A 13,135-nucleotide genomic window follows, 5' to 3' on the forward strand; every position below is an offset into this window, starting at 1 on the left:
AACTGAAGTAGTTTTTGTCTAGATACTTCTTTGTTGTATATAACTTGTCGCTCTTTACCTATTTTACAAACTTGATAATTATTTTTTGCTAAATCAATCGCAATAACGTTAAGATTCACCATGTATGGACTCCTTTTGTAAAAGTTTTGTCGCTTATTACGTTACCCCCCTGTGGGAGGGGAGTCCATACATCTCTGTGGTTCAATTTATTTTGCACAAAGAGAATTGAATGAGAAGAAAATGAGGAAACCAAAAGATCATTTTTTTTACTTCCTCTAAAGCGTAGCGCCTCTTAGCCTCTTTGTGCGATTAGTTCTCTTGAATGTAGGCGTGAAATTTATTTCGCGCGAAAGTAATTGCACAAAGAGGAGAGAATGAGGAAACCAAAAGATCATTGTTTACTTCCTCTAAAGCGCAGCGCCTCTTAGCCTCTTTGTGCGAATAGTTCTCTTTAATGTAGGCGTGAAATTTATTTCGCGCGCAAGGACTTAGTTATCAGTCTGATGGCTTAAATTTTAACACAAAGATACTTCTCTTCTAGGTACTCATCTAGACCTTGGTGACCGCCTTCTCGACCTAAGCCTGACTGTTTAACACCGCCAAACGGCGCTACTGGGTTTGAGATAAGACCTTCGTTAATACCTATCATGCCGTATTCAAGTGCTTCGCTTACGCGATAAACTTGCTTGATGTTTTCACTATAAAAATATGCAGCTAAACCGTAAGGTACGTCGTTCGCAAGCTGAAGAACTTCTTCTTCATCATCAAAAGCGATGATGCTAACTACAGGGCCAAACACTTCATCATGATAGATATCCATCTCTGGAGTAACATCAGTTAAAATTAATGGTGCTTGGAAGCTACCTTCAAGCTCGCTGTTATCACCGATTAACGACGCCCCTTTATCAACTGCATCTTGCACAAGTGTTTGCACTTTTTCTTTTGCTTTAGGGTAAATTAATGGGCCAATATCCACCCCGTCATCAAGACCATTGCCAACCTTTAACTCAGCTACTTTGTCAGTGAGTTTTTCAAGCACCGTTTCAAGCACTGAGCGCTGAACAAAAATTCGGTTAGCGGCAACACAAGTTTGCCCTGCGTTTCTGAATTTAGCCCCCATTAAGCCAGCAACCGCTTCATCTAAGTCAGCATTTTCGAAAATAATAAACGGAGCATTACCGCCAAGTTCCATAGACGTTTGTTTAATTGTTGAAGCGCACTGAGCTAGTAACTGCTTACCTACACCGGTTGACCCTGTGAATGTGAACTTACGCACACGCTCAGATTCAGTCATGATCTCACCCACCATTTTTGCGTTTTCAGAGACCACTACGTTCAGCGCTCCTTTTACAAAACCTGCTTTATCTGCAAGGTAGGCTAAGGCAATAGCGCATAATGGCGTATGCTCCGAAGGTTTAATCACAAAACTACAACCCGCGGCATAGGCAGGTGCCACTTTACGAGTGATCATAGCAATCGGGAAATTCCAAGGTGTAATACCAGCCACCACACCAATGGGTTGCTTTATCGTTGTTAAACGATGCTTGCTGTCAGTGGCAGGAATTGTGTCGCCATAACTGCGCTTTGCCTCTTCACTAAACCATTTAATAAAGCCTGCACCGTATTCAACTTCACCCAAGGATTCTTTTAAAGGCTTGCCTTGCTCTTTAGTCATCAATTCAGCAAGTTGTTGCTTGTGCTCAATGACTAAGTCGTACCAACGGCGCAACGTTTCACTGCGCTCGGTTGCTGTTGTTTGCTTTAGCTTACTAAATGCCTCGTCAGCACTTTTTATAGCCAGTTCAACCCCTGCTTCATCAATATTAGAGACCTGAGTAATCGCTTCTGCGGTTGCAGGGTTATCTACACTAAAACGCTGGCTCGTAGAATAAAAGTCACCGTCGATAAACGAATCAGAAAAAACTAAATCAGACATAGAACCTCCAAAATCAGCTTTAAGTCACAAGCTTTAAGCGATAAGTAAATTGAACGTACACCTGCTTTACAGGGAGTAAAAATAGCAACTTAAGGCATAAGACTTACAATTTAAAGCTCTAAAAAAAAACAAAAAACCGCTTTTAAGACCTAGTAACTACAGCGGTTTTACGAAATCAAAGCCATTAGAGTTAATCAACTTCATTAACAGTAATGATGATATGGTCACTTTGTGAAAATTAAACAACACAGGTAAAGTTTGATGTTCATGTAATTAACTACGTTTTAGACTTATCAACAAAAAACAGCAATAAGCCTCCATACACAAAACCCATATTATATAGATTAAAAAACCAATAAAAACAACATCATAAAACACAATACATACTTATGTTAATTTTAGCAATTTCCAAATTTTTTGTCCCTTATCATTGGCAATTGCCAGCGCTTTTAAAGCAATTACACAATGAGCTTGCTTGGTATCAGTAATAAGCATCTGCTCTGATACTAAATGTTCCATCGCTTAACTGATAACCTGAACATTTAATATAATTTATGCGCTTTTTATAATTATTATCTTGCTAGTTTCTATTATTGAATCATGGTCAACATTTATCACAAGATCAGAAAAATTTAGATTTCTTGGCAATCCAAACCAGTAGCTCGTTTGCAAATTCGTGTTAAACATGCCAAAACTCGGCATTCGATAAACGACTCCATATTACTTACACCCCCAATTTTAATCGTCGACATCTTAGCTCCTCCTGAGATAATAGACGCATAAAACATTGGCACAGCTGTCAGCGCTGGAGCAAACCCTATCCTCCCAATTCAGGTTGGTGTAGATAAGATTGGCAACTAAGTGAAATATCAACCTGAGCGCAAGTAAAAATAAATACTTATAACAAAGGTTATAGGTATTACTAAAATATTTGCAACCTCACTACTCATTAATGAAAATAAGCTATCTACGCTAATATCAATGTTTTTATCTTTTTTATAAAACTCGAACCATATCAACGGTAAAGAAAGGTAAAATAGCGAGTATAAAATTAACAACGGTACTTTACTGGAAAAAATAACATTCCCTTTAACAGATAATATCTTGTCAATATCCTTAAGTATTTGCAGTGAAGAAAGTGTTGAGCTAACTAATAAAAGCCAAAACAAATGCTCTAAATTAAATATGTCAATATCAAAGTAATCTTTAAAATTTGATATCATCCAAGCTAAGATAGTTAAAAATATAAGATTAAAGAAAAGCAAGTTAACATTCGTTAACCTTCCCTTTTGGTGTAAATATAATGTTGAAAAAGGAAAAAATAAGAAGCTTAATGCAATAAAAGCTATTTTCTCAATATTTGGCTGTTTCATTTGAGTATTCTCCTAACCAACATCATCAAATTTAGTTTAAAAAACCACTTTCAAGCAGCATAACTCACCTAACGAGTAAAGATAGTTATTATAGACACTCACTTTCATCAAGTGTTTTTCTAAGTCGGAAAACATGCAATCCAATAGCTATTAATATTAATAAATACACTTTCATATTAACCTACACACACAAGCCTTTTTTATTTTAAAATGCGCCCGCAATAGCTCTGCCAGCCAAAAAACCAATCTAAGTAGCCACGGCTATGGTCACTTTAGGAAAAAATTAATACGAAGGATTAAGCGCAAGCTATAACAGTTTAACCTTAGGGCCACCTGTCCAAATTAGAGATATACCTGTTACAACGAATATACTCGAAAATATAATCTCTGATATAGATTCAGGAATACTAGATAAAACATATAAAGGAGAAGATAGAACAGCCAAGCTAACAAAGCACTTCGTAACAATATGGCCTATTGGGATAATATCCAAGTTAAAAAAACCAACCAATACTGAAAATATTCAACTTTAAAATAGCAGATAAAGGTAACTGTATAGCTGAAGTAATATATAAACCAAGGCAAATAATAGCACTTAATAGCCAAATACGATGTTTGAGATTAACATAGCCAAAAATATAAACAAACACAGGGGGAAGCAGTGAAAAATAACTACCTTACACTCCGTCGACTGCTCTCGAAAGCACCTAAACATTTCTGATATATTCATTAACTACTTATTACCAGTAAATAACAACTCCCCCACTACTTCACTTGGTAATAGATTAGCTAATTGTGACTCATCAATTTCCAGCACTGCTTTACAGGGAGTAAAAATAGCAACTTAAGGCATAAGGCTTACAATTCAAAGCTCTAAAAAACAAAAAACCGCTGTAGAGACTAAGCAACTACAGCGGTTTTTACGAAATCAAAGCCGTTAAAAATTAATGCTCTTCATTAACGATATTGAGATTATACTTTGGAATTTCAACCACTAAATCTTCATCTTTAATGATTGCTTGGCAACCTAGGCGTGACTCAGGCTCAAGACCCCATGCTTTATCTAGCATATCGTCTTCAAGCTCATCGCTCTCATCTAAAGAGTCAAAGCCTTCACGGATGATTAAATGGCATGTTGTACACGCACATGACTTTTCACAAGCATGTGGAATGCTAATACCGTTTTTTAGTGCAACATCTAATACTGTTTCACCTGCAGGTGCTTCAATTGCTGCGCCTTCTGGGCATAATTCTGCATGGGGAAGAAAAATAATTTGTGGCATACCTTACCTCGTTAAACTTCGTCTACTGACTGCCCTTGCAGCGCTTTTTTGATTGATGCATCCATTCTGCGAGCAGCAAATTCGCTACTTGCATTGTCTACAGCTTCAATCGCTGCTTTAATTTCTGCAGGTGTTGTTGCGCTTTCACGTACGGCAACAAGTTTAGCAATTTCTGCTTTTAACGCACCTAATTCTTGTTCATCAAGTAATGCACTGTCGGTTGCGAGTGATGCTTCAAGCGCTTCAACAACGCGTAACGCTTCAACTTGCTGCTCTTTAAGCATACGCGCTTGCATGTCGTCTTTTGCGTTAGTCATTGACTCTTTAAGCATGTTTGCAACTTGATCATCCGATAAACCAAATGATGGTTTGACCTGAATTTCAGCTTGCACACCTGTTGACTTTTCCATTGCCGATACACTTAATAGGCCATCAGCATCTACTTTAAAGGTTACGCGAATATGCGCAGCACCGGCTGCCATGGCCGGAATACCTTTTAAGCTGAATTTTGCCAACGAACGACAATCGTCAACTAACTCACGCTCACCTTGTAATACATGGAGTGACATTGCAGTTTGACCATCTTTGAAAGTAGTAAACTCTTGTGCACGTGCAACAGGGATCGTGGTGTTACGTGGAATGATTTTCTCAACCAAGCCACCCATGGTTTCAAGACCTAGTGACAGTGGTAATACGTCTAATAGCAACATGTCTGAATCTGGCTTATTGCCAACCAGTACGTCTGCTTGTAATGCCGCACCGAGTGCAACTACGCGATCAGGGTCGATAGAAGTCAGTGGCTCTTTATCAAAAAATGCAGCAACTTGAGAGCGTACAATTGGCATACGAGTCGAGCCGCCAACCATTACAACTTGCAGCACTTCTTCGTTTTCGATACCCGCATCTTTAACCGCACGGCGACAAGAACGCAGTGTTTTCTTCACAAGGCCAAGAGCTAACTCATCAAACGTTTCGCGAGTAACTTCAACTTTGTGGCTTTGGCCATCAAACTCTAAGCCTACATTCACAGTTTGGTATTGGCTTAGTGCTTCTTTACACGCTTTTGCTTTATTGATGAATAAACGCAATACCGATGCAGAAAGCTCGCTCACACCTGTTTGCTTTTTGAAGTAATCAACTAATAGCGAGTCAAAATCATCACCGCCAAGGCTTGAGTCACCGCCAGTCGCAAGTACTTCAAATACACCTTGGTGTAAGCGTAAAATAGAAATATCGAAGGTACCGCCACCTAAATCGTATACGGCGATAATGCCTTCTTGGCCTGAGTCAAGGCCATAAGCTACAGCCGCAGCCGTTGGCTCGTTTAATAAACGTAAAACCTTGATACCAGCAAGCTCTGCGGCGTCTTTGGTGCTTTGACGCTGTGCATCATCAAAATAGGCTGGCACAGTAATAACTGCACCCATAATGTCTTGGCCTGCAAAGCTATCTTCTGCACGCAGTTTTAATGCTTTTAAAATTTCACTCGATGCAGTTACAGGGCTAATCGCACCTGCAACCGTGCTGATTGCTAACGAGCCATCATGCTCACAGAATTCATACGGTAGTTGACCATAGCTTTTTTCGATTTCGGCCTGAGTTTTACCTAAAAAACGTTTCACCGAAATTAAGGTGTTAGCAGGGTCTTGAGTGGCAGCTGCTGCCGCTCGTTCACCGACCACTATGCTATCAGCTTGGTATTGTACAACCGATGGTAGTATCGCATTACCTGCTAAATCAGTCAGTGTGCGTGCTTCGCCGCTTTGCACTGTTGCAACTAACGAGTTAGTTGTACCAAGGTCAATACCGACTGCTAATTTGTGCTCATGTGGTGCCGCGCTCTGCCCCGGCTCAGCAATTTGCAATAATGCCATAATGCTCTTTTAAACTCTTAAATAGCTGCTTTAAAACAACTAACGATTAATCATCAAATAAACTGTCTTCAATACGCTCTAGTTCATCGCGTAACTTATAAACAAACTTCAATTTACGAATATTGTCAGCGGCAGCTTGCCATTGTTGCTCATCATTACTTGCGAGCTGTTCGGCTAATTCGCTGCTGTATTGCTTATCGAGTTGTTTAATTTGCGCTTCAAACTGGGCAATTGCTGCATCAGGATCTGCGGCATTTTCAAGTTCTTCTAATTCTTCACGCAGTTCCATTTGCTGCATTAAGAATAGCGGGTCTTGTAATGTTTGTTGCTCGGCGCGAATATCAACACCAAGCTCGCTTAGCATGTACTCAGCGCGTTTTACCGGATGTTTTAAGGTTTGTAATGCATCATTGATTTCTGCTGCATTTTGCACAGCAAGTAATTTATCACGACTGCTAGAGCTTGCGTGGCGATCTGGATGAACTGCGCGTTGTAGCTCAAGGTAGTGTTTATTAATAGTCGCTAAATCAATGTTGTAATCTACTGGAATTGCAAATAACTCAAAGTAACGCATTACATAATCCAACTCGGTAAACAGGAAAGAACAAAGCCCTACATAGGCAGGGCTTCAAGCAAAGAAATTTTTTAAGCTTAAACGGTGAAGCTTTCGCCGCAACCACACTCATCGGCTTGGTTCGGGTTATTAAACTTAAACCCTTCATTCAAACCTTCTTTGGTGTAATCAAGCTCAGTACCATCAATGTAGACTAAGCTTTTGGCATCAACGATCACTTTCACACCACGGCTTTCAAAAATTTCGTCGCCGTCAGCTAACTCATCAACAAATTCAAGAACATAAGCAAGACCTGAACAGCCCGTCGTTTTAATGCCAACGCGTAGGCCAATGCCTTTCCCGCGATTTGCTAAAAATGATTCTACGCGGTTTGCTGCCGCATCTGTCAATGTCACTGCCATGAATTTATCTCTTACTTCGCTTGTTTGCTTTTGTAATCAGCAATTGCTGCTTGAATCGCGTCTTCTGCTAAAATTGAACAGTGAATTTTCACTGGCGGTAACTCAAGCTCAGCACTGATATCAGTATTTTTGATTGTTGCAGCTTCGTCTAATGTTTTGCCTTTTACCCACTCAGTTACAAGTGAAGAAGAAGCGATTGCGCTACCACAACCATATGTTTTGAATTTTGCATCTTCAATTACACCTTCTGGTGATACTTTGATTTGCAATTTCATTACGTCACCACACGCTGGTGCACCCACCATACCTGTTGCAACCGACGGATCATTTTTGTCTAAAGCACCCACGTTACGTGGATTTTCAACATGATCGATTACTTTATCACTATAAGCCATAATACTATCCTCACTACCTGCTAGCGGCGGCGATCACTAAATTAGTGATGCGCCCACTCAACTGAATCTAAATCAATACCTTCTTGATGCATTTCCCATAGAGGAGACATCTCACGTAAACGGCCGATCGAGTTTTTGATTAGTTCAACGGTGTAATCAATCTCTTCTTCAGTCGTAAAGCGGCCAATGCTGAAACGAATTGAGCTGTGTGCCAACTCGTCATTACGGCCTAATGCACGTAGTACATAAGAAGGCTCTAAGCTTGCTGAGGTACAGGCTGAACCTGATGAAACAGCAATGTCTTTAACAGCCATTAATAACGACTCACCTTCAACAAAGTTGAAGCTGATATTTACAATACCTGGAACTGACTGGCTTGGTTCACCATTAAAGTAAACTTCTTCCATATCAGCCATGATGCCATCAACCAAACGCTTACGAAGTGCGCTGATGTGTGCATGGTCTTTTTCGAAATCTTCTTTAGCGATTCTAAATGCCGCGCCCATACCAACTAACTGGTGAGTAGCCAATGTGCCTGAACGCATACCACGCTCATGACCACCACCGTGCATTTGTGCTTCTAAGCGAGCACGTGGCTTACGACGAACATAAAGTGCGCCTACACCTTTCGGGCCATATACTTTGTGGCCTGAGAACGACATAAAATCTACTTTTAACTGTTGCACGTCGATAAGTACTTTACCTGCGCTTTGTGCAGCATCTACGTGGAACATAATTTTGCGCTCACGGCACATTTCGCCGATTGTCGCGATATCTTGGATAACACCTAGCTCGTTATTTACGTGCATTACGCTCACAAGTACTGTGTCGTCACGCATTGCAGCTTCAAGCTTTTTAAGGTCAAGTAAACCGTTTTCTTCAACGTCCATATAGGTTACTTCGAAACCTTGACGCTCTAGTTCACGACACGTATCAAGTACTGCTTTGTGCTCTGTTTTAACAGTGATAACGTGCTTGCCTTTCTTTTTATAGAACTGCGCAGCACCTTTAATTGCTAGGTTATTTGATTCTGTAGCACCTGAAGTGAAAACAATTTCACGCGGGTCAGCGTTGATCAGATCAGCGATATCTGTACGTGCTTGATCAACCGCTTCTTCTGCTTGCCAACCAAAACGGTGTGAGCGTGATGCAGGGTTACCAAAATTACCGTCCATAGTCAGGCATTGCATCATTTCTTTTGCCACACGTTCATCAACAGGCGTGGTTGCTGCGTAATCTAAATAAATCGGTAACTTCATTTCTCTCTCCGCTTTCGTCAAGCTACAGTTGACAGCTTACTTGAATGTTTTCCAGTTGCTTAATTGCAGTGTTGATGCTGTTATCTTGGCGTGATGCGACTTCTTTCACATCTGACTTTTCAACCAATTCAGCAAGGGTAATACTATTTAAAAACTCTTCGATACGTGCGCTTAAGTCCGACCATAAGGTATGAGTCAAACAACGCATGCCGCTTTGGCAGCCACCCGTTGCGTTGTGGCAACGTGTTGCATCAACAGACTCATCAACGGCATTAATCACATCGCCGACAGAAATTTCGTTTGCTTCTCTACCTAATAAATATCCGCCACCTGGGCCACGCACAGAGGTCACAAGGCCATTTTTACGTAAACGGGCGAATAATTGCTCAAGGTAAGATAACGAAATCTCTTGGCGTTCAGAAATATCGGCAAGAGGCACTGCACCCACATTTGTATGTAGTGCAACATCCAACATGGCGGTTACTGCGTATCTGCCTTTTGATGTTAACTTCATGGAGCCCCCGATGTTACTGCACGCTAAGGTGTGCAAATTTTAATTACCAGACCAAAATAGTCAAGTATTATCACTTGATAAAAATTGATACTTGCCATTGATAAAACCGAATACTTGACAAAATTAGTCAAGTACTGGGTATATTGTAATTACCTGAGTAATTTAGTCAAGTATTATACTTATAACCTGTGATTATTTTATAGACTTATTAATGGAGGTAAGAATACCGCGTAAGATGTTCATCTCAGCTTCTTCTGGACGCGCGCGGTTAAATAAACGACGTAATTTAGTCATTACCATGCCAGGGTGTTGTTTGATAATAAACCCCGTGTCGTTTAGCGTTTGCTCTAAGTGCTCGTAGAACAGCTCAGTTTGCTTCGCATTTGGATAGGTTGCTTCGTCTTCTTCTTGTACTTTTGGCTGTTTATTTAAATAAGCCATACGTGTTTCATAACACAATGTTTGCACCGCCATCGCTAGATTTAGCGAGCTATATTCAGGGTTGGCAGGAATACATACGTGGTAATTACATTGTTGTAGTTCTTCGTTTGTTAAACCACTATTTTCACGACCAAATACCAGTGCAACAGGACCGTGCTCAGCTTCAGCTACTAATTTTTCACCACATTCACGCGGCTCAACCATAGGCCAAGATAATGTACGTGAGCGTGCACTGGTACCAATTGTTAAACTACAGTCAGCAATTGCATCTGCCAGCGTATCTACAACCACTGTTTTACCTAAAACATCAGTTGCACCGGCTGCAAGCGCACTGGCATGACTATCAATTTCACAAGCAGGATCAACAAGATATAAATTTGATAAGCCCATCGTTTTCATAGCACGTGCCGCTGAGCCAATATTACCAGAATGTGATGTGTTAACTAATACGATACGAATATCATCAAGTGTCATTGCGTTGTTACTTACTGAAAGTCAAAAATTGCGGGGATTATAACATGGCTGCAAGCGCTAGGCGATATGCTTTGAACGGTAAGCGGTAAGGCGCGATTTTACATCGCGCAATAATCCTATGACTCACAAAGAGGGTAAGAGGCGCTGCGCTTTAGAGGAACAAAAAAATCTGTGGTTTCCTCTTTATCTTCTCGTTCACTTCTCTTTGTGCATATTGTACAAAAACATTTGAACCACAGAGAACACAGAGGCGCTTCGCGCTACACAGAGAAATCCAAATGTTCACAAAGAGTGATAAGAGACGCTGCGCTTTAGAGGAAGAAAAAAATCTGTGGTTTTCTCTTTGTCTTCTCATTCACTTCTCTTTGTGAAGATTTTTTTCGCGCGAAAGAAATAAATTTCACGCCTACATCAAAGGCACCTAATCGCACAAAGAGGATAAGAGACACTGCGCTTTAGAGAAAACAAAAACATGATTATCGCTTCCTCTTTATCTTCTCATTCACTTCTCTTTGTGCATATTTTACAAAAACATATTTGAACCACAGAGAGCACAGAGGCGCTTCGCGCTACACAGAGAAAACAAAAACGTAATTACCACTTCCTCATTCTTTTCTCTTTGTGCACATATATTTGGTATTAACGTACTTCTTACGAGTTAGGCCTTGGGCAAAATGCTCAACCCGCAACACCATTCGACATCAAACTAATAGCTTACCGCTTGTAGTGCAATAGGATCCCCTTGCATTTCAACCCTGTACAAAAAACAACCTAATTTATTCGAGTTTATTGTTTACTTTACGCTAGAAATCGCTAGAATACGCCGGCTTAAAAATATTCGTTCTTTTACAACCCAAAGGTAATGCTATGCATCCAATGTTAAACATTGCGGTTCGCGCTGCGCGTAACGCAGGCAAAATTTTACTTCGCGCAAGTGAAGATTTATCAAAAGTTGATGTACAACAAAAAGGCACTAACGACTTAGTGACTAACATCGACAAAGAAGCTGAAGCCGCAATTCGTGACACTATTTTAAAATCTTACCCTGATCATTGTATCGTTGGTGAAGAGCTTGGTGAGCACAAAGGTAAAGATGCAGATTACCAATGGATTGTTGACCCACTTGATGGCACAACTAACTTCATCAAGGGTATCCCTCATTTCGCAGTATCTATTGCACTTAAAGTTAAAGGTCGTTTAGACCAAGCTGTTATCTATGATCCAATTCGCGGTGAATTATTCACAGCATCACGTGGTCAAGGCGCACAGCTTAACAGCAAACGTTTACGCGTAACTAAAACTAACGAGTTAGCAGGTTCTGTACTTGCAACTGGTTTCCCATTCAAACAAAAGCACCACTTAGACGCATACTCTGAAGCGTTTAAAGCGCTTTTCGTACATACTGCTGATATCCGCCGTGCAGGTTCTGCGGCATTAGATATGGCTTATGTTGCAGCAGGTCGTGTTGATGGTTTCTTTGAAATTGGCCTTAAGCCATGGGACACAGCAGCAGGCGAGCTTTTAGTTAAAGAAGCGGGCGGTATGGTTGTTGATTTCGCAGGTGGTATTAACTACAACCAAAGCGGCAACATCATTTGTGGTGCACCTAAGTTAACTCAAGCGATCATTCGTGAAATTCGCCCAGTGTTAACTGAGTCACTACTTCGCTAATAGCGGTTGTAATTATACCAAGCCGCAATATTACTCAATTAAGCGAATTGGTATCTAAAAAGGAGCTAAGGCTCCTTTTTTTGTGGCTGAAAATAATCGTTATCGAGTTTTATTTCTATGGCTTCACTTTCTTTAAACGGCAATTTAGCTAAGTCTTCAGCGAAGTAGCTAGCAAATAACTGTTCAAACTCGCCCGTGCTTTTCATCGTTGTCAGTCCTTTCATTAACACTTCAGCTAGTTCAGGCCTATGATTACTAACAAAAAAGTAAAATGCTGTTGGATAACTGATATATAAGTTTGGCACTATAACCAGCTCATCACTTTTCACTTGCTCTAGTTCAGAGATCACTTCAATGAACGAACGCGGAAAATAATCAACTCGTCCTCTGATCACTAAACTAAACATCGCTTGATAATTTGCCAGCGGCCTGACTGTTAGGCCATTTTGCGCAAGAATTTTTGTATCCGGCCAATCATGCCCTTGAATTGCCGTTAAAGGCGCTAAGTCTTGTTTAGTTTTTACTGATTCGAAAAGTGGTAAAAATGCACGTTTCGTTAGTAGAGCTCGCTTACCAATATAACCCTTGAACAAAGGCACAGGTACTGCAATGGCAAGGTGTTCTCGCTCAGGGCTTGTCATGCTCCAAAATATATCTGCTTGCTTTGCATCAAGCATCAGTAAGGTACGTTGTTGATGAGGGTGTACTAATACCTCATTAATTTCTGCTTGGTAATTACCAGCACGTAAAGCCGCTGCCAGTAATTCATGAAGATAATAATCACGCTTGTAGAGCGGGCGCTGTTCAATCGCTAAATTCACCACATTTTTTGCTTCTGTGGTAAGGCTGTATCCTAGGCTAAGCAATACTAAAATTGCGCTACATAGTCGCTTCATTGTTATTTTTTGATAGTGTTTTTTTTAAGCTACACCTACTCAAA

General features: G+C 40.5%; 13 protein-coding genes. 1 reads left to right on the forward strand and 12 read right to left on the reverse strand.

Annotated elements, in window-relative coordinates; genetic code table 11:
* Positions 1 to 508 precede the first annotated feature (508 nt).
* The 11 genes from NH454_RS05630 to trmJ all read right to left on the reverse strand — a co-directional run bounded on the left by NH454_RS05630 (position 509) and on the right by trmJ (position 10,524).
* Positions 509 to 1,936, reverse strand: coding sequence for an NAD-dependent succinate-semialdehyde dehydrogenase (locus tag NH454_RS05630; RefSeq protein ID WP_253038462.1), 1,428 nt, complete (start codon positions 1,934 to 1,936; stop codon positions 509 to 511).
* A 387-nt stretch (positions 1,937 to 2,323) separates the two neighbouring features.
* Positions 2,324 to 2,455 (reverse strand): hypothetical protein, encoded by a 132-nt coding sequence (locus tag NH454_RS22325; RefSeq protein WP_290442523.1) that lies wholly within the window; start codon positions 2,453 to 2,455, stop codon positions 2,324 to 2,326.
* Positions 2,456 to 2,805: 350 nt separating this feature from the next.
* Positions 2,806 to 3,309, reverse strand: a complete 504-nt coding sequence (locus NH454_RS05635; protein ID WP_253038464.1) for a hypothetical protein — start codon at positions 3,307 to 3,309, stop codon at positions 2,806 to 2,808.
* A 944-nt stretch (positions 3,310 to 4,253) separates the two neighbouring features.
* Complete coding sequence (gene fdx, locus NH454_RS05640; RefSeq protein ID WP_135923331.1) at positions 4,254 to 4,592, reverse strand: ISC system 2Fe-2S type ferredoxin; 339 nt, start codon at positions 4,590 to 4,592, stop codon at positions 4,254 to 4,256.
* An 11-nt stretch (positions 4,593 to 4,603) separates the two neighbouring features.
* The gene (gene hscA, locus NH454_RS05645; protein ID WP_253038466.1) at positions 4,604 to 6,466 is read right to left on the reverse strand and encodes a Fe-S protein assembly chaperone HscA; all 1,863 of its coding nucleotides are present in this window, start codon (positions 6,464 to 6,466) and stop codon (positions 4,604 to 4,606) included.
* Between the two features lie 46 nt (positions 6,467 to 6,512).
* The gene (gene hscB / locus NH454_RS05650; protein ID WP_135923329.1) at positions 6,513 to 7,040 is read right to left on the reverse strand and encodes a co-chaperone HscB; all 528 of its coding nucleotides are present in this window, start codon (positions 7,038 to 7,040) and stop codon (positions 6,513 to 6,515) included.
* 77 nt (positions 7,041 to 7,117) lie between these two features.
* Positions 7,118 to 7,441 carry an iron-sulfur cluster assembly protein IscA gene (iscA, locus tag NH454_RS05655; protein ID WP_054552502.1) on the reverse strand — a complete coding sequence of 108 codons (324 nt, stop codon included), beginning with the start codon at positions 7,439 to 7,441 and terminating at the stop codon, positions 7,118 to 7,120.
* Positions 7,442 to 7,452: 11 nt separating this feature from the next.
* A complete protein-coding gene (gene iscU, locus NH454_RS05660; RefSeq protein ID WP_054552501.1) occupies positions 7,453 to 7,836 on the reverse strand; it encodes a Fe-S cluster assembly scaffold IscU in 384 nt (127 codons plus the stop codon).
* Positions 7,837 to 7,877: 41 nt separating this feature from the next.
* Positions 7,878 to 9,095 carry an IscS subfamily cysteine desulfurase gene (locus NH454_RS05665; RefSeq protein WP_135923328.1) on the reverse strand — a complete coding sequence of 406 codons (1,218 nt, stop codon included), beginning with the start codon at positions 9,093 to 9,095 and terminating at the stop codon, positions 7,878 to 7,880.
* Between the two features lie 22 nt (positions 9,096 to 9,117).
* Entirely contained in the window at positions 9,118 to 9,609 is a 492-nt protein-coding gene (iscR, locus tag NH454_RS05670) for a Fe-S cluster assembly transcriptional regulator IscR (RefSeq protein ID WP_063701779.1), read from the reverse strand.
* Between the two features lie 192 nt (positions 9,610 to 9,801).
* On the reverse strand, positions 9,802 to 10,524 hold the full coding sequence (gene trmJ, locus NH454_RS05675) for a tRNA (cytosine(32)/uridine(32)-2'-O)-methyltransferase TrmJ (RefSeq protein WP_135923327.1): 723 nt from the start codon (positions 10,522 to 10,524) through the stop codon (positions 9,802 to 9,804).
* A gap of 867 nt (positions 10,525 to 11,391) precedes the next feature.
* Here trmJ and suhB point away from each other — a divergent pair.
* Positions 11,392 to 12,195, forward strand: a complete 804-nt coding sequence (suhB, locus tag NH454_RS05680; RefSeq protein ID WP_135923326.1) for an inositol-1-monophosphatase — start codon at positions 11,392 to 11,394, stop codon at positions 12,193 to 12,195.
* A 65-nt stretch (positions 12,196 to 12,260) separates the two neighbouring features.
* On the opposite strand, the gene NH454_RS05685 is transcribed toward suhB, so the two are convergent.
* Positions 12,261 to 13,091: a transporter substrate-binding domain-containing protein gene (locus tag NH454_RS05685; protein WP_135923325.1), complete on the reverse strand. Its 831-nt coding sequence runs from the start codon at positions 13,089 to 13,091 to the stop codon at positions 12,261 to 12,263.
* Positions 13,092 to 13,135: the final 44 nt, after the last annotated feature.

The organism is Pseudoalteromonas sp. Ps84H-4 (assembly GCF_024124645.1).
Lineage (GTDB): Bacteria > Pseudomonadota > Gammaproteobacteria > Enterobacterales > Alteromonadaceae > Pseudoalteromonas > Pseudoalteromonas lipolytica_C.